This window comes from Streptomyces sp. CB02980, from assembly GCF_014451325.2.
Taxonomy (GTDB): domain Bacteria; phylum Actinomycetota; class Actinomycetes; order Streptomycetales; family Streptomycetaceae; genus Streptomyces.
On the sequence record NZ_JACSCH020000027.1, the window covers coordinates 29,030 to 49,112 of the forward strand.

Below are 20,083 nucleotides of genomic sequence, written 5' to 3' on the forward strand. Positions count from 1 at the left end.
TTCTCGGGACGGCACACTACTTTGGAGTAGAGACGGAGAGCCGCCGGAGCCGGGAGGGGCGAGGGTCGGATGGCGATGGACACACCACCGCGCTGGGACCGCAGGATGCAGCAGCGGCTGGCGCGTGGCGAGGCGGCCGCGCTCGGCGAGCTGTACGACCGGTTCGCCGCCCTGGTGCACAGCCTCGCCCACCGGGTCCTCGACGACGACGACGCGGCCGACCAGATCACCCGCGAGGTCTTCGGCTACATCTGGGAGAACCCGGACGCGTACGACCCCAAGCAGGGGAACCTGCGCTCCTGGGTGGCCAAGCTGACGCAGCGGCAGGCCGTCCACCGGCTGCGGCAGGCCGAGACGACGGCGTACGCGGAGACGGGCCGGGGTTCGGCGGAGGAGCTGGAGCAGAAGGTCCGGCGGGCGTCGGTCGCGGCCCGCGCCGACTACATCGTGACGTCCATGCCGACGCCGCTCCGGGCCGCGCTCGAACTGGCCTACTTCCAGCGGCGGGACTACCGGCAGACCGCCGCCGACCTCGGCGTCACCGAGGACGAGGCGCGGCGGCGCCTGCGCCTCGGGCTCCAGTTGCTCTCCTCGGCGAACCGGCCCTTCTCCGAGGGCGGCGGTCCGCCCGGCTACGGACGGGCACGGTGACCCGGGCGAACGGCGACGACGGGGACGACGTCGCACGCGCCCCGTGGATACCGGGACCGCGTCGGGCGGCGGACGACCACGCGGACCTGACGGCCGACCCGAGTGGAGCGCCGGAAGAGGAGAAGCCCGGGGTGGTGGAACCCGAGCCCGACGTACCCGTCCTGACGCACGGGGTGCTCAAGTCCCTTCTCGGGGCCTGGGCGCTTTCGGCGTGTTCGCCCGGGGAGACGCAGGCCGTCGAGGACCACCTGACGGCCTGCGCGCCGTGCGCGGACGAGGCGCTGCGGCTGCGGGACGCGGTGGCGCTGCTGCACGAGGACCGCGATCTGGACCTCGACCCGCTGCTGCGGTCCCGGGTGCTCGAAAACTGCCTGGGCCGGCGGCCGGCGCGCATCCCGGTGCCGGAGTGGGTCACGCCGTACGACGCGGAGACCGCGCGGCTCGACGCCCTGCTCCGGGACATCGGCGAGTCGGAGTGGCACGCGCCGGTCCGGCTGAAGTGGTACGAGGAGGGCCGGATCGTGCGCCGGAAGGCCACGGTCGCCGGGGTCATGGGGCATCTCCTCGCGGTGGACGGGCTCGTGTCGGCGGCGCTCGGCCTGGCGGACCCGCTGGGCGCGGGGACTCCGGAGCTGTCGCCGTCGGAGCGGACGGAGGCGTTCTGGTCGGGCCTGGACCGGCCGCCGAACCGTTCGATCCGCGGCCCGTGGCGGGACCAGAGCCACGCGCTGATCCGGACGGTGTCGTTCGCGGGGCGTGGCGTGGCGGACCTGACGGTCACGTACAAGGACTTCGCTCTGCCGCTGCGGGACTCGCTGCTTGAGCGGGCGTTCGAGTGCTGGGTGCACGCGGACGACATCGCGAACGCGGTGGCGTACCCGTACGCGGCGCCGAGCGGGGCGCATCTGCACAGCATGATCGACCTGGCGGCGCGACTGCTTCCGGGCGCCCTGGCGGGCCGGCGCCGCACGGGCCTCGCGTCGCCGGCCCGCCATCTGGTCGCGGCGGGCACACCGGGCCGCTCGCTGCACCTGGAGGTGGAGGGCGCGGGCGGCGGCCACTGGTACATCGCGCTGGACTCCCCGGCGGCGCTCGGCTCGCCGGAGCGGGTGGTGGCGCAGGTGGCGATGGACGGGGTGGAGTTCTGCCAGCTGGTGGCGGGCCACATCTCCCCGGAGGAGGCGGCGGCGGGCCAGGACGGCGACCGCGAGGCGATCAGGGACGTCCTGTCGGCGGCGGCGTCGTTGAGCCGGCTGTAGGTCGCGCCGCCGGACTCCGCGACGGAGAGTGCCGGAAGTGGCTTCAGCGCGCCGCCCCCGGCCGACGCGCGGTGGCTGGCCGGTGCGCGGTGGCGGCCGGCGCGCGGTGGCCGGCTGGCGCGCGGTCGCTGCCGGGTGCGCGGTCGCTGCCGGCCCGCGGTGTGGCGGGTGTTACGGGTGTTACGCGAAGACCACCGTGCGGCGGCCGTTCAGCAGGATGCGGTGTTCCGCGTGCCACTTCACCGCGCGGGCCAGCGCCTGGCACTCCACGTCGCGGCCGATCGCGACCAGCTGGTCCGGGGTCACGTCGTGGGCGACGCGCTCGACCTCCTGCTCGATGATCGGGCCCTCGTCGAGGTCGGCCGTCACGTAGTGCGCGGTCGCGCCGATCAGCTTCACGCCGCGCGTGTGCGCCTGGTGGTAGGGCTTGGCGCCCTTGAAGCTCGGGAGGAAGGAGTGGTGGATGTTGATGATCCGCCCGGAGAGCTGCTTGCAGAGGTCGTCGGAGAGGACCTGCATGTAGCGGGCGAGGACGACCAGTTCGACGTTCTCCTCGCGGACCAGGTCCAGGAGCTCGGCCTCGGCCTCCGCCTTGGTGTCCTTGGTGACGGGGATGTGCCGGAAGGGCAGCCCGTACGAGCCGACGAGCGCCTCGAAGTCGGTGTGGTTGGAGACGACGGCCACGATCTCCACCGGCAGCGCGCCGATCCGCGAGCGGAACAGCAGATCGTTCAGGCAGTGGCCGAACTTCGACACCATGAGGACGACCCGCATGCGCTGGTCGGCGCGGTGGATCTGCCAGTCCATCTCGAAGGAGTCGCCGACGGCGGCGAAGCTGGCGCGCAGCTTGTCGACGTTCACGGTGGCCTCGGCCGAGAAGTGGACCCGCATGAAGAAGAGCCCGGTGTCGCGGTCTCCGAACTGCTGACTGTCCTCGATGTTGCACCCGGTGATGAAGAGGTAGCTCGACACGGCGTGCACGATGCCCTGCTTGTCCGGGCACGAGAGGGTGAGGACGTACTGGTCGGTCATCCCGTCAGCCTGCCATATCCGGAGGTGCGCGGTGACCCGCCGTCCGTCAGGCGGACCCCGTCATGATGTGCAGCACGTCGAGGGAGCACGGCGGCGTGTCCGGGTCCTCCCCGTCCGCCTGCGCGAGGCGTACGTGGGCCTCGCGGGCGGCCCGTACGGCCTCGGGCCACCCGGGGTGCTGAAGGTAGGCCGAGACGGGGGCGTCGGGGCCCACCTGGTGCATGATGCGCAGCACCCGGAGGACGGCGACGTCGACGAGGGCTGCCTCGCCGGTGTCGCGGAAGATCGAGCCGACGTACTTCTCGGCGGACCAGTTGTCGAGCCAGGTGTCCTCGACGAGGCGGTAGACGGCGTCGGTGACGTCGCCGTACCCGTCGAGGCCGGCCAGCCAGGTGGTCTCGTGGAACCCGGGATCGGAGAGCATGTGCAGCGCCGAGCGCACGTTGCTGCGCCAGCGCCACCACGGCATGTCGTTGAGCGGCATGCCGCCCATGGTGGAGGAGCGACGGCCGCGACGGGAAGAGTTAACCGAACCGGAGACTGGACTGGACACGTTTCGATCGTACGTTCCCTTGTCCGGTAACCGGAGCCGCCCCCTCGCAGCCCCCGTAATTCACCTTCACGTCACCCCGCGTTGAACCGTGCTCACTCCAGCGTTACCCATGAGGCGGAAATGTGCGTGTCCATGACCGGACGGCGACTGACCTCACTCCTCGCGTACGTCACGACCGCGACGGCCGGAGCCTCGTTGCTCACCGGTTGTGGCGTGCTCCCTGGAACCACGGGGGGTTCCAGGGAGCCCGTCACCGTCATGACGTGGGCTCCCGACCAGACCCGCGCCACCAATATGCCCGGAATGCCCGCCATGGCGCAGACCTACGCCCGGTGGGTCAACTCACAGGGCGGCATCAACGGCCACGAGCTGCGCATCCTCACCTGCAACGAGCACAACACCACCACCGGCGCCGCCGCCTGCGCCCGCCGCGCCGTCCGTGAGAAGGCGGTCGCCGTCGTCGGCTCGTACAGCCAGAACGGGCGCGCCTTCATGGCCCCCCTGGAGGCCGCCGGCATCCCGTACATCGGCGGCTACGGCATCTCCGAGGACGAGTTCACCAGCCCGCTGTCCTACCCCGTCAACGGCGGCCAGGCCTCGCTCATCGCCGGTCACGGCATGCAGCTCGCCGCGTCCTGCCGCAAGGTCTCCCTCGTCCGTCCCGACACCCTCGCCGGCGACAAGTTCCCCGAGCTCCTCAACTCGGGTCTGCGCAAGGCGAGCCACCGCAGCGCCATCGACATCCCCGCCGTCGAGGACGCCGCCGAGTACACCGAGTCCGCCAGCAAGGCCCGCGAGAAGGCCGGTGACGAGGACGGCTGCGTCACCGCCGTGCTCGGCGAGCGCACCCAGACCTTCTTCGACTCCTTCCGCCGCCTCCCGCAGCAGGAGAGCGACGGCGGCAACGGCGGGAACGGCGACGGATCGGGCGACGGTTCAGGTGGCGGATCGGGCGACGGCTCGGACGACGGCTCCGGCAAGAAGAAGGACGGCGTGCGGATCTCGTCCGTCCTCGGCAGCGTGGGCCAGCCCGTGATCGACCGCACCGGCGGCGCCCACAGCCCCTTCGAGGGCGCGTTCGTCACCGGCTGGTACCCGGAGGCGTCCGACAAGAGCTGGGCGCCGATGCGGAAGGTCATCCAGGAGCACGCCTTCGCCGACAACCGGGTCGACCCGGCCGACGCGGGCGTCCAGACCACCTGGATCGCCTACACGGTCCTCAAGGAGGTCGTCGAGTCCCTCGACTCCGACAAGATCACCGCCACCCAGATCGCGTACGCCCTCGACCGGGGCGCGCGGATCGACACCGGCGGCCTGACCCCGATCCTGCGCTGGAAGTACGAGGACCTGCTCGGCGCCCCGGGCTTCCCCCGGATCATCAACCACGAGGTGACGTTCCAGGTGGTCCGCAAGGGGCAGCTGGTGGCGCAGCAGCCCGGTTTCGTCGACGTCGGCGAGACCGTCCTGAGCGCCCCCTGAGTCCCTGCCCGCCCCCCTCGCTGTGGCGATGGCCACAGCGGGGGGCTACGGCTGGGCCACAGCGAGGGATACGGCCGGGCCGCGGCCGGGGCTACGGCCGGGCCGGGGCTACAGCTGGGCCGGGGCTACAGCTGGGCCGGGGCTACAGCTGGGTGTACGTCCGCTTCTCCAGGCCGTACTTCGCGGCCGTCGGGTTCCACAGCGAGGCCGCCTGCTTCTTGGCGGCGGTCGCCTCGCCGCTCTTGTTGCTCGCCGCGGCCAGCTGCGGGGTCGAGCGCGACTTGCCGCCCTTGCAGGCCTTCTTGGCCTTCATCTGGTCGCCCCAGGCCGCGTAGTGGTCGTCCGCGGCCGCCGAGGCCTGCCAGGCCTTGGTGAGCGCGGCCGTCAGGGCCGGGTTGTCCGGGATCTTGTCCACCGACAGCGACTGGAGCTTGGTGACCAGGCTCCGGCGCTGCTCGGCGGCGCCCCGCAGGTCGCTCGCGGCCTTGTCCAGGTTCTTGCACTGCTTGATGGACTCGACCGAGCTGATCACCGTGTCTCGGCTGTTGCTGCTGGTCGCGAGGAGCTTGCTCAGCTCCTGCGCCTGCGGCTCCGCCGGGTCGGCCGGCTTCTCGGTGGGCGCGGCCGTCGGCTCGCCGGACGGGGCGGCGGAGCTCTCCGCCACGTTCTGGGGGCCCTTCTTGGGGTCCTTGTCCTCGTCGCCACCGCTGAGCAGCGCGCCCGCACCGAGGCCGACGACCGCGCAGCCGACGACGACGGCGGCGATCAGCGCGACCGGGGACTTGCGGCGCGGGGGCTCGGGGTCGGCACCGTCGTCGTAGTAGGCACCCTCGTACCCGTACTGCTGCGGGGGCGCCGGCGGCTGCTGGTGCTGCTGGTACTGCGGCGGCTGCTGGTGCTGCGGCGGCTGATGCTGCTGGTACGGGGCCGGGGCCGGCTGCTGGTACGCCTGCGCGTGCGGCTGCTGCGGGGCCTGCGGCGCCCGCGGGGCCTCCGTACGGAAGAGGTTGTCGAACTCGGCGGGCGGCTGCCGCTCACCGGGCTCCTGTGCCGGTACGGGGGCGATGTACTGGGTCGCGTCGGAGGCGCCCGCGGGCCCGGGGCCCTGCGCCTGGAGCGGCCCGGTGCCCAGGAACTGGGTCTGGGCACCCCCGCCCGGCTGCGGTGGCACGGGGGCGATGTGCTGGGTGGCCTGCATGTCCCCGGCCGGCGGCGGATAGCCGTACCCGGGGTGCTGACCGGCCTGCGGCATCCCGCCGGGCGCCTGCTGCGGGTACCCGTAGCCCGGCTGCGGGCCCGGCTGCTGCCCCGGTGCCTGCGGCATTCCGCCCGGCACGGGGGGCATCCCGCCCTGGACCGGAGACACCGGAGGCATCCCGCCCGGGACCGGCGCTATGTGCTGGGTCGCCTGCATGTCGGCGCCGCCCGGGGCACCCGGCCCCGGGTAGCCGTAGCCGGGCTGCGGCGGCGGGACCGGCGGCAGGTACTGGGTGGACTGCATGTCGGCGGCGCCGCCCGGCGCCGCCTCCGGAGGCAGGGGCTGCGCGGGCGGCAGGGGCTGCCCGCCCGGCGGCGCGCCGGCGGGACCCCAGGCGCCACCGTACGGCTGTGCTCCCCCTTGGGCGTTCTGCGCGGGGGGCACCGCCGGGTACTGCGGCTCCGGACCCTGTCCGTTCTGCGTCACCGGGACTCCTACTGATGGACCTACGGAATCGTCGGCTCACGCTACCGGGTGCGCCCGGGGCTCCGCACACACGTGTGAGCCCGGTTACACAACCTTCTTGAACGGCACCGCGCCGGACAGGCCCTAGGCGGCATAGAGCTCCATGCGCGCCCCGAACTCCCGTACCACCGCCTCGCCCGCGTACGGCTCCAGCCGCTCCCGCAGGTCCTCCAGGTACTCCGCGCCCCTCGACGACCGCAGCGTGCCGAGCAGTTCGAGCGCGCGCGTGCCCGTGCGGCAGGCCTGCTCGACCTCGCGCTGCTGGACCTGTGCCGAGGCGAGCAGGGCGAGCCCGATCGCCCGGCGCCGCGCGCGCGTCTCCGGGTGTCCGGCGATCGACTCCCGCGCCGCCCGCGCCGCGGCCTCCGCCTGCCCCAGATCCCGGTAGCAGTGCGCCAGTTCGTCCGCCAGGTACGCCTGGTCGAAGTGCGCGATCCACGCCGGGTCGTCGCCCGACTCCGGATCGGCCTGCTCCAGGGCCCGTACGGCACGGCCCGCCGCCGTCTCGAAGGCGCTGAGGTCCCCGAGCAGGGCGTGCCCGCGCGCCTCGGCCGCGTGGAACATCGCCTCCGCGCGCGGCGGCACCTTCCCGCGCGCCCCCTCCTGCGCGGCCCGCGCCAACTGGGCGATCTCCCGGGGGTTTCCGAGCTGCGCGGCGAGGTGGCTCATGGAGGCGGCGAGGACATAGCCGCCGTAGCCCCGGTCGCCGGCGGCCTGCGCGAGCCGCAGCGCCTGGATGTAGTACCGCTGGGCGAGGCCCGGTTCGCCCGTGTCCACCGCCATGTACCCGGCGAGTTCGGTCAGTCGGGCGACCGCCGCGAACAGCTGCCGGCCGACCGCCTCCCGGTACGAGCCGGACAGCATCCCCGACACCACGCTGTTCAGGTAGTGGACGACCACCGGGCGCACGTGCCCGCTGCCGAACCGCCGGTCGAGGTCGACGAGCGCCGCCGTCATCTCCCGTACGGCCGCCACGTCCGCGACCCCGACGCGCGCCCCCGCCATCCGGGCCACGTGTGGGTCCGGGCCCGTGATCAGCCAGTCCCGGCTGGGCTCGACGAGCGCGGAGGCCGCGACCGTGGAGCCGGAGAGGAAGTCGCGGCGGCCCACGTCACTGCGCCACAGCTCGCAGACCTGCTCGATCGCGCCGGGCACGGTCGGCGCGAACTGGAGCCCGACGCCGGCGGCGAGGTTCCGGCCGTTGGCCATGCCGACCTCGTCGATCGTGACCGTACGGCCCAGCTTGCGGCCGAGCGCCTCGGCGATGATCCCCGGCGCGCGCCCCCGCGGCTGCTGCCCACGCAGCCAGCGCGCCACCGACGTCTTGTCGTACCGCAGGTCGAGGCCGCGCTCCGCGCCGACCATGTTGACCCTGCGGGCGAGGCCGGCGTTGGAGCAGCCCGCCTCCTGGATGAGCGCCTGGAGCCGTTCGTTGAGCTGGCGCGGAACGAGTGGCCTGGCTGCCATGAGTACCCCCTGAGGCCGTGCGGTGATCACCGGAGAAGGGATCACTGCCCGGTGGATATCCGGTCAATGCCGATGTGAACACGCGAAACCGGACACGTCGGTTGCGACTTCGCCGCCGGCGCCCCCACCTGTCCGTACCCACCCCAGCTCCCCGGCCCCCCGCGCGCCCCCGCCCGTGCACCGATGCGCCCCGCGTGCAGGATCGATGCCTCACACCGCTCGACGCCCTGGCCGTAACCCCAGGTGGCGGGGGAAGTTGTGTTCCACGTGGAAGAGACCATCGGAGTCACGGAAGCCGCACAGATCCCCAAGCAGCGCGGTGAGCAGCTGCTGGACAGTGCCGTGCGGTACGCGGAAGAGCGGCACTGGGACGTGTTTCCCGGGACCTGGTTGGAGGCCGTCGAGGGCCGGGAGCGCTGCTCCTGCGGGGCAGACGCGTGCGCCGTGCCCGGCGCCCACGCGGTCAGGCCCGACTGGTCGACCCAGGCGACCGGCAGCGGGGTCGGGGCCCGGCGGATGTGGTCGAAGCAACCGAAATCGTCGATCCTGCTGCCGACGGGCCGTACGTTCGACGCCATCGAGGTGCCCGAGTCGGCCGGGTTCCTGGCGCTCGCCCGGATGGAGCGGATGGAGCTGACGCTCGGCCCGGTCACCTGCACCCCGGACCGCCGGATGTTCTTCTTCGTCCTGCCGGGCGCCGCGACCAAGGTGCCCGACCTCGTCCGCAAGCTCGGCTGGGTCCCGGCCTCCATCGACCTCACCACCCGCGGCGAGGGCCACTACGTGGCGGCCCCGCCCACCCGCATCGGCGGCAGCGGCGCGGTCCAGTGGGCCCGGCGCCCCACCCCGGCGAACCGCTGGCTCCCCGACGCCGAGGAACTGATCAGCGCCCTCGCGTACGCGTGCGGCCGGGAAGCGGCGGAGGCGAGGAGCCGCACGTCGTGACCCTGGGTCCCCGCGGGCCCCACCCTTAAGGTGGGGCCCGTAAGACACACGGGGACCGACGAGGGGCAGACAGACCATGCCTGACCAGGCATTTGACGGAGCGTTCGACACGGCGGGCGCCGCACCGGGGGACGGTGCTGCACCCGCCGTGCGCATCGAGGGCCTGTGGAAGCGATTCGGCCAGCAGATCGCGGTGAACGGCATCGACCTGGTGCTGCCCGCGGGCAAGTTCATCGGGCTCGTGGGGCCCAACGGCGCCGGCAAGACCACCACCCTCTCGATGATCACCGGCCTGCTCCGTCCCGACCAGGGGCGCATCCAGGTCGCCGGGCACGACGTATGGGCCGACCCCGAGTCGGTCGCGCAGGTCAAGGCCCGGATCGGCATCCTGCCCGAGGGCCTGCGGCTCTTCGAGCGGCTCTCCGGCCGCGAACTCCTCGCGTACAGCGGCCGGCTGCGGGGGCTGCCCGGCGCCGAGGTCGACAAGCGGGCCGCGCAGCTCCTCGACGTCCTCGACCTCACCGGCTCGCAGAACAAGCTGGTCGTCGACTACTCGACCGGTATGCGGAAGAAGATCGGGCTCGCGGCGGCGCTCCTCCACAACCCCGAGGTGCTCTTCCTCGACGAGCCCTTCGAGGGCGTCGACCCGGTCTCCGCGCAGACCATCCGCGGCGTCCTGGAGCGGTACACCTCCTCGGGCGCCACCGTCGTCTTCTCCAGCCACGTCATGGAGCTCGTCGAATCGCTCTGCGACTGGGTCGCCGTGATGGCGGCGGGCCGGATCCGCGCCCAGGGCACCCTCGCGGAGGTACGGGGCGACGCGCCCTCGCTGCAGGCGGCGTTCCTGGAGCTCGTCGGCGCGAACGGGCGCGAGGCGGCGGGCGACTCGCTGGACTGGCTGGGCGGCGGGACGGGGGCTGCCGGTGGGACTGGCGGCGCTGGTGGGACTGGTAAGGCCGCTGCTCCGGATGAGGCCGGTGCTTCGGGCGGCGCCGGTGCTTCGGGCGGGGCGCAGCGATGAGTGCCTTCCCGACCACGACCACCACCGGCACCGCGACCCCGGCCGGCCCCGTCCCCTCCCTCACCTCCGTCTTCGTACGGCTCAAGCTGAGCCTGCTGCGCAACGGGCTGCGGCAGTCGGGCGGACGGACCGCCGCGTACATCCTGTCCATCGTCTTCGGAGCGGTCTTCGCCGCGGCCCTCGTGCTGGCCTTCGTCCTCATGCGGGGCAACGCCGACGCCGGCAGCGTCGCGATCCTCCTCACGGGAGCGCTCGCGCTCTCCTGGACGGTGATGCCGCTGTTCATCCCGAGCGGTGACGAGACCCTCGACCCGTCGCGGCTCGTCATGCTGCCGCTGCAGCCGCGGCCGCTGGTCCGCGCGCTGCTCGTGGCCTCCCTCGTGGGTGTCGGACCCGTCCTCACCTTCGTCCTGGCCCTGGGCGCCGCGCTGTCCGTCGCGCACGGCGCGGCCGGCGCCGTCGCCGCCGTCCTCGCCGTACCGCTGACGGCCGTGACGTGCGTGGCACTGTCCCGGGCCGTGGCCGCCGCCAACGTCCGGCTCCTCACCTCCCGCAAGGGCCGGGACCTGGCGCTGCTCAGCGGCCTGCTCATCGCCGTCGGCATGCAGGTCGTGAACTTCGGCGCCCAGCGCCTGGGCCAGGCCGGCGGTCTGGAGTCGCTCGAACCGGCGGCGGCCGTCGTCAGCTGGCTGCCGCCGGCCGCCGCGATCGCCGCGGTCGACTCCGCCGGCCAGGGCGACTACGCGGTGGCGGCGGTCCGGCTGCTGCTCACGGCGGCCACGCTCGCGGCGCTCCTCTACTGGTGGCAGCGGAGCCTCGTACGGCTGATGGTCGAGCCCGACGGCTCCACGATCGGCGCGGCCTCCGACGCGGGCGGCCGTGACAAGGCCGACGGAACGGGGCGGCTCGCCCGGATCCTGCCGGACGGGCGCACGGGCGCGGTCATGGAGCGCAGCCTGCGCTACCTGTGGCGCGACCCGAAGACGAAGGCCGGGGCCGTGACCTCGCTCGCCCTCGGCCTGATCGTCCCGCTCGTCAACGCACTCCAGGGCACGGGCTCGATCTACTGGGCGTGCTTCGCCTCCGGCATGCTCGGCATGCTGATGTACAACCAGTTCGGACAGGACACCTCGGCGTTCTGGATGGTCGCCCAGACCATCTCGACGACGGCCGACGCGTACGCCGAACTCCGCGCGCGGGCCCTGGCCCTGCTCATGGTCACCCTCCCGTACGCGGTCTTCGTCACGGTCCTCACGGTCGGCGTCCTCGGCGACTGGGCACGGCTCCCGGACGCCGTCGGCCTGGCGCTCGGCCTGCTCGGCGCGATGCTGGCGACGGGCTCGGTGGCCTCGGCCGCCTTCCCGTACTCGATCCCGCAGGACAGCGGCTACAAGAACGTGGCGCCGGGGCAGGGCGCCCTGGCGTGGATCTCGATCCTCGGGGGCATGCTCACGGCCCCGCTGCTGTGCGCGCCGCTGATCGGCGCGACGATCTACCTCCACGTCTCCGACCAGCAGTCCCTGCTCTGGCTGCTGCTCCCGGCCGGCGCGCTCTACGGCGCGCTGCTGATCTGGGCGGGCCTGAAGGTGGCGGCGCCGCGGACGGCGAGGCGGCTGCCGGAGATCCTGGCGGCGGTCAGCAAGGGGTAGTCGCCGCCGGTCGCCGGTGACCGGCCCTTCAGGACACGCTCGCCCTGCTCTGCGCCGCGGCCTCGGCCGTACTCCACCGGGGGAGGCGCGTGGCAGACGAGCGCGGGACGGCCGGCCGGGCGTCGAACCCGGTCGGCCGCTGATGGCCTCGGGGCCGAGGCGGCCCCGCACCTGCTACGCGTACCGGCCGGGCCGGTAGTCGCCGGCGGGCTGCCGGGTGATGGCGTTGCCGCGGTTGAAGGCGTTGATGATCGCGATCTGGGACACCAGGGCGGCGAGCTGCTCGTCGTCGAAGTGCTTGACGGCCTCGGCCCAGGCCTCGTCCGTGACCCCGGACCCGTCGGCGAGGCGGGTGCCCTGCTCCGTCGGCTCCAGGGCGGCGCGCTCGGCGTCGGTGAAGACGGTGGCCTCGCGCCAGGCGGCGACCATGTGGAGCCGTACCGAGGCCCCGGGCGCGCGGCGCTCGTCGGGGGGGCCTTGGCGTTCACGTCATTCGCGTCATTCGCGTCATTCGCGTCAGCGGTACGAGGCGACCAGTCGGGCCAGATGTCGGCCCGCCACCTCCAGGGGGGTCGCGCTGCGGGCGACCTGGGCCGAGAGTTCCGCGCCCTCCAGGGTGGCGATCACCGTGTGCGCCAGCTCCTCCGCGTCCGTCTCCGTGAAGCCCGACGCGGCCAGCTTCCGGGCGACAACCGCCCGCCAGCGGGCGAACGCCTCGGCCGCCGCCTCCTGGACGCCGGGCGCGCTGTTCGCCGTACCGACGACCGTGGACGTGACCGGGCAGCCGTCGAGCCAGTCCGATGCGCGCAGTCCTTCGGCGAGGGAGACGGTGAGCGCGACGAGCGCCTTCTCGGGCTCCGGTTCCGCGTCCAGCGCCTCGGCCAGGAGCTCGGCGAACTCCTCGCCGCCGAGCCTCACCGCCGCCGTGCCGAGCTCCTGCTTGCCGCCGGGGAAGAAGTGGTACACGGAGCCGAGGGTGGCCCCGGCCTCGACGGAGATCTGCTTGATGCCGGTGCCCTCGTAGCCCTGGCGCTGCATCAGGCGTGAGGTCGTGCGGACGATCCGCTCGCGGGTTCCGGCGGTCTCGGGATCGTGCGGGGCCTTGGTCTTCACGCCACCAGAGTACCGAACTAGAGCGATCGCTCTAGTCCCGTGCTACGTTCCTCGCTAGATAGAGCGTTCGTTCTAGCGATTTCGGGGAGATCTCTGTGAGCACGTCCACCATGAACAACCCGCCCGCGTCCGTGACCGTCATCGGCCTCGGCCCCATGGGCCGCGCCATGGCCGGCGCCTACCTCGACGCCGGCTACCGCGTCACCGTCTGGAACCGCACCGCGAGCCGCGCCGACGACCTGGTCGCCAGGGGCGCCGTCCGCGCCGCCACCGTCGAGGAGGCGCTGCGGGCCAACGAGGCGGTGGTGCTGAGCCTCACCGACTACGCCGCCATGTACGCGATCCTCGAGCCCGCCGCCTCCGCGCTGGAGGGCCGCGTCCTGGTCAACCTCAGCTCGGACACCCCGGAAGAGACCCGCAAGGGGGCCGTCTGGGCGGCGAAGCACGGGGCGCGGCACCTCACCGGCGGGGTCCAGACGCCGCCGTCCGGCATCGGCACCACGGAGTTCAGCACCTACTACAGCGGCCCCCGCGACCTCTTCGAGGAGTACGAGGGCCTGCTGAAGGTGCTGACGGACACGGACCACCGGGGCGAGGACCCGGGGCTCGCCGCGCTCTACTACCAGCTCCAGATGGACCTCTTCTGGACCACCCTGACCGCCTGGCTGCACATGGCCGCGGTGGCGGACGCGAACGGCATCGGCCTCTCCGAGATCAAGCCGTACGCGACCCGGACGCTGACCGGGATGGGCCAGTTCCTCGACTTCTACACGCCGCGGATCGAGGCGGGGGACCACAGCGGCGACGTCGACCGGATCTCGATGGCCGTGGCGAGCCTCGACCACGTCGTCCACACGACACGGGACTCGGGCGTGGATCCGGCGCTGCCCGCCACCGTCCTCGAGACGTTCCGGCGGGCGGCGGCCGCGGGCTACCAGGACGACAGCCTGACCCGGCTGTTCGAGGTGTTCGGCCGACGGCCCTGATGCCGAGAGCCGTATCCGTTACGACCGGTAGTACGCGTCGATCGGTGCGCGCGCCTCGTCGAACAGTGCCGGGCCGTCCTGCGCCACCGTCGGCCAGTCGCCCGACTGCGGGTTGAGCTCGACCAGCTGCTCGGTGGCGAGCGCGTAGACGACCCGGCCGAGACCCGAGCGCACGATGCCGCCCGCGCACATCCCGCACGGCTGGCAGCTGGTGTACATGGTGGTGCGCGCGGCGGTGTCCGGGTCGAGTTCGCGGGCTGCCCAGCGGGCGAGCTTCAGTTCCGGGTGGGCGGTGATGTCGTCGTCGCGCCGCACCGTGTTGTGGGCCTCGGCGAGGACCTCGCCGTTCGGGCCGACGAGCAGCGAGCCGTACGGCGCGTCCCCGAGGGTGACGGCGTGGGCGGCGAGGCCGATGGCGCGCCGCAGGAGCGTCTCGTCGGCGGTGGTGATCATGAGGTGGTCCTCCAGTGGGTGGCCACGGTGGTGAGCGCCCGCCAGGCCTCGTGCGGCCTGCGGGTCTCCTCCGGATCTCCGTGGTACGGGTCGAGTACGACGGTGTCGGCGCCGAGCAGGCGGAGCCGGTCGAGGTCGTCGAGGATCTGCTCGACGGTGCCGACCCCGGCGGGCCGTTCGGGGTCGTCGACGGGAGTGGCGGTCAGCCGCAGGGCGATCCGGGGCGCGAACCCCGGCAGCGTGTGGTCCGCCAGCACCGCGCGCATCCGGGCCATGGGGAGCCGCAGCGGGTGCCAGGCGTCGCCGAATCTGACGGCCCGGCGGATCCCCGCCTCGCTGTTGCCGCCGACCCAGACGGGAATGGGGGCGGGGGACGGGACGGCGGCGGCTGCCTCCTCGCCCCGCGTGGCGCGCCATGCCTCCCTCAGCGTGACCAGGTACTCGTCGGTCAGCCTGCCGCGCGCGGTGAACGGCACGTCGAGCGCGTCGAATTCCCGGCGCGACCAGCCGACGCCGACCCCGAGGACGAACCGGCCGCCGCTGAGCAGGTGGAGGTTGGTCGCCATGCGCGCCACGAGGAGCGGATGCCGGTACGGCAGCACGAGGACGGTGGTGCCGAGCCGCAGCCGTGTCGTGATGCCGGCCAGCCAGGACAGCGTGGTGAACGGCTCGTAGAACGGCTCCGGGTACCGCTCGGCGACGTCCGGGGTGACGGCCACGTGATCCGACACCATGAGCAGGTCGAAGCCGAGACCCTCCACCGTCCGCGCCCACTCGCGCAGCACGCCGGGGTCGGTTCCCGGCCCGAAGTTCGGGACGTTGACGCCAAGTTGCATGCTTCGAGGCTATCCCCGTGATCAGCGGATACGGAACCGAACTCTCCCGGTGGAACCGACTTTCTCCCGCGCTTCTGCCGGTAGAATCGTCGTATGGCCGTGAATCTCGACGAACTCGACTGGGCGATCATCGAGCAGCTGCAGCAGGAGGCCCGCATCTCCCTCAGCGAGCTGGGCCGGCGCGTGAACCTCAGCTCGTCGGCGACCACGGAGCGGGTCCGGAATCTGGAGTCGCGGGGCGTCATCACCGGCTACCACGCCGTGGTGGACCTGGCCAAGGCCGGTTACCCCGTCCTCGCCGTCGTACGGCTGAAGTACCCGGGCAACCAGCACCAGCCGCTGCGCCGGCTGCTCGCCGAGCGGCGGGAGATCCTCGAGTGCCTGCGGACCACCGGCGACGACTGCTACACGCTGAAGGTGGCCGCGACGTCCATGGAGCACCTGGAGACCCTGGTGGACGAGCTGGCGGGCTTCGGCAGCACGACCACCAGCGTCGTCTACAGCCGGACGCTCCCCCAGCGCGGCCCCGGCCGCCCCTGAACACCCGCCCCCGTGCCGGGCGGTGCCGCAATTCGGATGCGTGGAGCCCTGACGTGTGCGAACCTCGCGCCTTGTGACCTTTGATGACCTTGAGATTCGGCGTGCCGGCGACTCCGACGCGACCGCGACAGCCGATGTGTGGCTGCGTTCCTTCAACGCCGCGCTGCCGACCGTACGCCGCGCGCACGACGACGACGCGGTGCGGGGCTGGTTCACCCATGTCGTCGTGCCGGAGCACGAGACCTGGGTCGCGGACGCCGGGGAGGCCGGTGTGGTGGGGCTCCTCGTGCTCGACGGCGGGGACCTGGAGCAGCTCTACCTCGACCCGTCGTGGCGCGGCCGCGGCCTGGGCGACCGCTTCGTGGAACTGGCCAAGCGGCAGCGGCCGGAGGGCCTGGACCTGTGGACGTTCCAGGTCAACGCCCCGGCGCAGAGGTTCTACGAGCGGCACGGCTTCGTCGAGGCGGAACGGACGGACGGGCAGCGCAACGAGGAACGCGAGCCGGACATCCGCTATGTGTGGCGGCCGGTGAAGGACTGATCCAGGGCAGTGCGGCCGGCGCTCGGTCCGTGCGGCCGGCGCTCGGACCGTGCGGCCGGCGCTCGGACCGTGCGGCCGGCGGCCGGCGGGGCGGCTACGGCGTGGGGACCGCAGGGACGGGGCCGCCGGACCGCTCCGCGCGGATCAGGGAGTAGAGCACCGAGTCGCGCCACTGTCCGGCGAGCCACACCGCGGAGCGCAGCACGCCCTCCCTGGCGAAGCCCGCCTTCTCCAGCGCGCGCTGCTCGGCGATGTTGCCGGTGTCGGTCCAGGCCTGGATCCGTTCGGCCCTCGTGTGGTCGAAGAGGTACTCCGCCACGAGACGCTGGGCCTGGGTGCCCGTCCCCCGGCCGCGCGCGCCGGGCACCAGCTGGATCGCCAGGCTCCAGTTGGCCGTGTCGGGGCCCCAGCTGCCGGGGTACCACTTGACCCGGCCCACCGTCACACCGCCCTCGGCGACCGAGAGGGTCCCGCCGTCGTGGCCGAGGAGGCCGTTCTCCGCGAAGCGGCGGCGGAGGTCGGCGGTCGACCGGAAGCCGGACCACGCGTGGGGGCCGCTGCCCTCCGGTCCGCTCAACTCCCGTTCGAACAGGTCGAGATCCTCGACGGTGACGGGGCGCAGTGTGATCTCGTCCGACACGGAACGGCTCCTGGTCCTCGGCGTGCAACGTCGCACGACGTCGTCCTTGTCGAGACGCGCTCCGACGAGGTGCCAGTTCCGCCGGGCCGAGGGATGCCGCGCCGAGGGATGCCGCGCCGAGGCCGCCGCGCCGAGGCCGCCGGGTCAGGAGCGGTCGAGGACCGCCCCGCCCGCGTACCGCGCGGAGGCGCCGAGCTCCTCCTCGATCCTGATGAGCTGGTTGTACTTCGCGGTGCGGTCGGACCGGGACAGCGAGCCGGTCTTGATCTGTCCGCAGCCGGTCGCCACCGCCAGGTCCGCGATGGTGGTGTCCTCCGTCTCGCCGGAGCGGTGCGACATGATGACGGTCCAGCCGGCGCGGTGCGCGGTGGCGACCGTGGCGAGGGCTTCGGTCAGGGTGCCGATCTGGTTGACCTTGACCAGGACCGAGTTGCCGACACCGGTCCGGATGCCCTCGCGCAGCAGGTTCTCGTCGGTGCAGAACACGTCGTCGCCGGTGAGCTGGCAGCGGTCGCCGACGCGGGCGGTGAGCTCCCGCCAGCCGTCCAGGTCGTTCTCGGCCATCGGGTCCTCGATGGAGACGATCGGGTACGCGTCGATCAGCTTGGCCAGGTAGTCGGCGTGCTCGGTGGGCGTACGGCGGACGCCCTCGCCCTCGTACACGTACGCGCCGTCCCGGAAGAACTCCGACGAGGCCGGGTCCATGACCAGGCCGATGTCCGTGCCGGGCCGGTAGCCGGTGCGCTCGACGGCCGCCATGACGAAGTCGAGTGCCTCCTCGGCGGTACGGAGCGCGGGCGCGAAGCCGCCCTCGTCGCCGACGCCGGTGGCGTGCCCGGCGGACAGCAGGTCGCGGCGGAGGGTGTGGAAGATCTCGGAGCCCATGCGTACGGCTTCCGCGAAGGTCTCCGCGCCGATCGGGGCGATCATGAACTCCTGGAAGTCCAGCGGATTGTCGGCGTGCGCGCCACCGTTGACGATGTTCATCATCGGGAGCGGGAGAAGGTGGGCGTCGGCGCCGCCGAGGTAGCGGTAGAGCGGCTGGCGGTGGGCCGCCGCGGCGGCCTTCGCGACGGCGAGGGAGACGCCGAGGAGGGCGTTGGCGCCGAGCCGGGACTTGTCGGCGGTGCCGTCGAGCGCGATGAGCGCGGCGTCGAGGCCGGCCTGGTCGTCGGCGTCGCGTCCGACGACCGCTGCCGCGATGTCGCCGTTGACGTGGGCGACGGCGCGGTCGACGCCCTTGCCGTGCCAGCGCCCGGGGTCCCCGTCGCGCAGCTCGACGGCTTCGCGTGCGCCGGTGGAGGCGCCGGAGGGGACGGCGGCGCGGCCGAGGGATCCGTCGGCGAGGAGGACATCGGCCTCGACCGTGGGGTTGCCCCGGCTGTCGATGACCCTGCGGGCGGTGACGGACGTGATGACGGTGGTCTCAACTGCCGTGGAAGCCATGGGAGGTCCTTCGTGTGGATGCGCGCCGCGGCCCTGCTGCGACAACGCTGGCGCGTGCCGCGACAGCGCCGACTCTACAGCAATGCTGTGCAGTTTTGCTGTTCAGTTGTGCTGTGCAGTTCAGCTGCACAGTTCGGCTGCGGGGTTCGGCTGCGGAGTCGTGCCACCGGTTAAAGTGGCCTATGCCCACCCCGGAACCCGCCGCCGTCGCCACCGAACTGCGTACCGCGATGGGCAAGCTCACGCGGCGCGTGAAGCACGAGGACCAGATCCCGCTCGGCCACGTCTCCGTGCTCGGCACCCTGGATCGCGACGGCGCCATGACGACCAGCGATCTGGCGGCGGACCAGCGCGTACGGCCCCAGTCCATGGCCCGCTCGGTCGGGCTGCTCATGGATCAGGGGCTCGTCGTCCGCCGGGCGCACCCCACGGACGGCCGCAAGTCCCTGGTGGAGCTCTCCCCCGCGGGACGGGCCGCCCTCGACGCGGAGCGCGGGCGCAGGGTGGGCTGGCTCGCCCAGGCGATCGAGCTGGAGCTCACCGGCGAGGAGCGCGAGGTGCTGGCGCGCAGCGCCGCCCTGATGGAGCGGCTCGCCGCGCGCTAGGAGGACGTCTGGTCCACCGACGCGATCAGCCGGCCACCGGGCCGGAGCACGCGCCGCAGTTCGGCGAGCGTCGGCTCCCAGTCCTCCAGGTAGTGCAGCACCAGCGACGCGGCCACGTCGCCGAACGCCCCCTCGGCGAACGGCAGGGGGTCGCGCAGGTCGACCACGTGCAGTGCCGTGTCGTCCCCGAGCCGCCGCCTGGCAAGCGCCAGCATCGCGGCGCTGACGTCGACGCCGGTGACGACCGCGCCGCGCTCGCGCAGCGCGGCGGAGAGGGAGCCCGCACCACAGCCGGCGTCCAGGACCCTCCGGCCGGCCACGTCTCCGGCGAGGGCGAGCATCGCGGGCCGCTCGTAGTAGGCGTTCACGAGGTTGTTCCCGTTCTCCGCCGCGTACGCCGCGGCGAAGGTGTCGTAGTCGTTCAACCGCCCTCCCTCCACGGTTGATCGAGGACGGACGGGACTCTCGGGCACATCGGTGACGCGTTCCAACCCCCGCAGCCTGGTTCCGTGCCGGAAAAAGATTCCGGAGTCCTGTCACAACTTCGCGGGGCGCTCCGTCAGTGCTGTGAAGACGCCGACAAGGGCACACCGAAGGAGAACAGCGATGACGCACACGAACTCCACCACGGGCACCACGACCGCCACCACCCCCAGGACCTCCATCTCCCGGATGCCCAACCCCGGTGAGTTCGTGCCCGAGTTGAACGACATCAGCGCCGCCCTGTTCCGGGCCACCGGCAACCGCTCGGTGCCGCGCGCCACGATGAGCCTCGTCCACCTGCGGGCCGGCCAGATCGTCGGCAACACCTACCTGACGATCCTGAACACCGGTTTCCTCCGCAAGGCCGGCCAGTCCGAGGAGCGCATCACCGCCGTCTCCTCCTGGCAGGACGCCCCCTACTTCACCGACGCCGAGCGCGCCGCCCTCGCCCTGGTGGAGGCCACCCTGCAGCCCGCCCCGCACGGCCGGGAGCGCGTCTCCGACGAGCTGTACGCCGAGGTCGCGAAGCACTACGACGAGAAGGCCCTGGCCACCCTGACCATCGCGATCGGCCAGATCAACTTCTTCATCGCCCTGGCCGTCATCGGCAAGCCGCAGCCGGTCAGCTCCCTCGCGGACGAGCAGTGGGACTGACCGGTCC

At 72.8% G+C, this 20,083-nt stretch carries 20 protein-coding genes and 2 pseudogenes; 11 read left to right on the top strand and 11 right to left on the bottom strand.

From position 1 onward, the window contains the following. The first annotated feature begins 69 nt into the window (after window positions 1–69). Both E0F75_RS36815 and E0F75_RS36820 read left to right on the top strand, forming a co-directional pair. Complete coding sequence (locus E0F75_RS36815; protein ID WP_030322256.1) at window positions 70–651, top strand: sigma-70 family RNA polymerase sigma factor; 582 nt, start codon at window positions 70–72, stop codon at window positions 649–651. Beyond that, on the top strand, window positions 648–1,910 hold the full coding sequence (locus tag E0F75_RS36820; RefSeq protein WP_229315330.1) for a maleylpyruvate isomerase N-terminal domain-containing protein: 1,263 nt from the start codon (window positions 648–650) through the stop codon (window positions 1,908–1,910). Before E0F75_RS36815 ends, E0F75_RS36820 begins: the two co-directional genes overlap by 4 nt. A gap of 180 nt (window positions 1,911–2,090) precedes the next feature. Here the strand turns inward: E0F75_RS36820 and purU are convergent, their stop codons facing one another. Together purU and E0F75_RS36830 are read right to left on the bottom strand one after the other, a co-directional pair. Beyond that, complete coding sequence (gene purU / locus E0F75_RS36825) at window positions 2,091–2,942, bottom strand: formyltetrahydrofolate deformylase (RefSeq protein WP_229315331.1); 852 nt, start codon at window positions 2,940–2,942, stop codon at window positions 2,091–2,093. Window positions 2,943–2,988: 46 nt separating this feature from the next. Further along, on the bottom strand, window positions 2,989–3,435 hold the full coding sequence (locus E0F75_RS36830) for a hypothetical protein (protein ID WP_229315389.1): 447 nt from the start codon (window positions 3,433–3,435) through the stop codon (window positions 2,989–2,991). A gap of 192 nt (window positions 3,436–3,627) precedes the next feature. Here E0F75_RS36830 and E0F75_RS36835 point away from each other — a divergent pair, with 192 nt between their 5' ends. Continuing rightward, window positions 3,628–4,974 (top strand): ABC transporter substrate-binding protein, encoded by a 1,347-nt coding sequence (locus E0F75_RS36835; protein WP_374115502.1) that lies wholly within the window; start codon window positions 3,628–3,630, stop codon window positions 4,972–4,974. 142 nt (window positions 4,975–5,116) lie between these two features. On the opposite strand, the gene E0F75_RS36840 is transcribed toward E0F75_RS36835, so the two are convergent. Both E0F75_RS36840 and E0F75_RS36845 read right to left on the bottom strand, forming a co-directional pair. Then, window positions 5,117–6,658 carry a hypothetical protein gene (locus tag E0F75_RS36840; protein WP_229315333.1) on the bottom strand — a complete coding sequence of 514 codons (1,542 nt, stop codon included), beginning with the start codon at window positions 6,656–6,658 and terminating at the stop codon, window positions 5,117–5,119. Between the two features lie 123 nt (window positions 6,659–6,781). Further along, window positions 6,782–8,164, bottom strand: a complete 1,383-nt coding sequence (locus tag E0F75_RS36845; protein WP_229315334.1) for a transcriptional regulator — start codon at window positions 8,162–8,164, stop codon at window positions 6,782–6,784. A 258-nt stretch (window positions 8,165–8,422) separates the two neighbouring features. Between E0F75_RS36845 and E0F75_RS36850 the strand changes: the two genes are divergently transcribed. The 3 genes from E0F75_RS36850 to E0F75_RS36860 all read left to right on the top strand — a co-directional run bounded on the left by E0F75_RS36850 (window position 8,423) and on the right by E0F75_RS36860 (window position 11,779). Further along, a complete protein-coding gene (locus E0F75_RS36850) occupies window positions 8,423–9,109 on the top strand; it encodes a bifunctional DNA primase/polymerase (protein WP_229315335.1) in 687 nt (228 codons plus the stop codon). A 76-nt stretch (window positions 9,110–9,185) separates the two neighbouring features. After that, window positions 9,186–10,130, top strand: coding sequence for an ABC transporter ATP-binding protein (locus E0F75_RS36855; protein WP_229315336.1), 945 nt, complete (start codon window positions 9,186–9,188; stop codon window positions 10,128–10,130). Then, window positions 10,127–11,779, top strand: a complete 1,653-nt coding sequence (locus E0F75_RS36860; protein ID WP_229315337.1) for a transporter — start codon at window positions 10,127–10,129, stop codon at window positions 11,777–11,779. Before E0F75_RS36855 ends, E0F75_RS36860 begins: the two co-directional genes overlap by 4 nt. A gap of 174 nt (window positions 11,780–11,953) precedes the next feature. Here E0F75_RS36860 and E0F75_RS36865 read toward each other — a convergent pair. Both E0F75_RS36865 and E0F75_RS36870 read right to left on the bottom strand, forming a co-directional pair. Beyond that, window positions 11,954–12,226, bottom strand: a pseudogene (locus tag E0F75_RS36865) (carboxymuconolactone decarboxylase family protein); the annotation flags it as partial. A gap of 69 nt (window positions 12,227–12,295) precedes the next feature. Next, complete coding sequence (locus tag E0F75_RS36870; protein ID WP_229315338.1) at window positions 12,296–12,892, bottom strand: TetR/AcrR family transcriptional regulator; 597 nt, start codon at window positions 12,890–12,892, stop codon at window positions 12,296–12,298. Window positions 12,893–13,002: 110 nt separating this feature from the next. On the opposite strand from E0F75_RS36870, the gene E0F75_RS36875 reads away from it, so the two are divergent. After that, window positions 13,003–13,878: an NAD(P)-dependent oxidoreductase gene (locus E0F75_RS36875; RefSeq protein ID WP_229315390.1), complete on the top strand. Its 876-nt coding sequence runs from the start codon at window positions 13,003–13,005 to the stop codon at window positions 13,876–13,878. A gap of 18 nt (window positions 13,879–13,896) precedes the next feature. On the opposite strand, the gene E0F75_RS36880 is transcribed toward E0F75_RS36875, so the two are convergent. After that, window positions 13,897–14,331, bottom strand: a complete 435-nt coding sequence (locus E0F75_RS36880; protein WP_229315339.1) for a nucleoside deaminase — start codon at window positions 14,329–14,331, stop codon at window positions 13,897–13,899. Further along, window positions 14,328–15,167 (bottom strand): TIGR03619 family F420-dependent LLM class oxidoreductase, encoded by an 840-nt coding sequence (locus tag E0F75_RS36885; protein WP_229315340.1) that lies wholly within the window; start codon window positions 15,165–15,167, stop codon window positions 14,328–14,330. Before E0F75_RS36885 ends, E0F75_RS36880 begins: the two co-directional genes overlap by 4 nt. A gap of 93 nt (window positions 15,168–15,260) precedes the next feature. On the opposite strand from E0F75_RS36885, the gene E0F75_RS36890 reads away from it, so the two are divergent. Next, a complete protein-coding gene (locus tag E0F75_RS36890) occupies window positions 15,261–15,707 on the top strand; it encodes an Lrp/AsnC family transcriptional regulator (protein ID WP_229315341.1) in 447 nt (148 codons plus the stop codon). A 73-nt stretch (window positions 15,708–15,780) separates the two neighbouring features. After that, window positions 15,781–16,248, top strand: coding sequence for a GNAT family N-acetyltransferase (locus tag E0F75_RS36895; protein ID WP_229315342.1), 468 nt, complete (start codon window positions 15,781–15,783; stop codon window positions 16,246–16,248). A gap of 94 nt (window positions 16,249–16,342) precedes the next feature. Here the strand turns inward: E0F75_RS36895 and E0F75_RS36900 are convergent, their stop codons facing one another. Both E0F75_RS36900 and eno read right to left on the bottom strand, forming a co-directional pair. Beyond that, the gene (locus E0F75_RS36900; protein WP_229315343.1) at window positions 16,343–16,888 is read right to left on the bottom strand and encodes a GNAT family N-acetyltransferase; all 546 of its coding nucleotides are present in this window, start codon (window positions 16,886–16,888) and stop codon (window positions 16,343–16,345) included. A gap of 144 nt (window positions 16,889–17,032) precedes the next feature. Continuing rightward, on the bottom strand, window positions 17,033–18,334 hold the full coding sequence (eno, locus tag E0F75_RS36905; protein ID WP_229315344.1) for a phosphopyruvate hydratase: 1,302 nt from the start codon (window positions 18,332–18,334) through the stop codon (window positions 17,033–17,035). A 182-nt stretch (window positions 18,335–18,516) separates the two neighbouring features. Here eno and E0F75_RS36910 point away from each other — a divergent pair, with 182 nt between their 5' ends. Next, window positions 18,517–18,939 carry a MarR family winged helix-turn-helix transcriptional regulator gene (locus E0F75_RS36910; protein WP_229315345.1) on the top strand — a complete coding sequence of 141 codons (423 nt, stop codon included), beginning with the start codon at window positions 18,517–18,519 and terminating at the stop codon, window positions 18,937–18,939. A gap of 11 nt (window positions 18,940–18,950) precedes the next feature. On the opposite strand, the pseudogene E0F75_RS36915 reads toward E0F75_RS36910, so the two are convergent. Continuing rightward, a pseudogene (locus tag E0F75_RS36915) lies at window positions 18,951–19,430 on the bottom strand (class I SAM-dependent methyltransferase); the annotation flags it as partial. Window positions 19,431–19,545: 115 nt separating this feature from the next. Here E0F75_RS36915 and E0F75_RS36920 point away from each other — a divergent pair. Then, window positions 19,546–20,076: a carboxymuconolactone decarboxylase family protein gene (locus E0F75_RS36920; protein ID WP_229315346.1), complete on the top strand. Its 531-nt coding sequence runs from the start codon at window positions 19,546–19,548 to the stop codon at window positions 20,074–20,076. The last annotated feature ends 7 nt before the right edge of the window (window positions 20,077–20,083 follow it).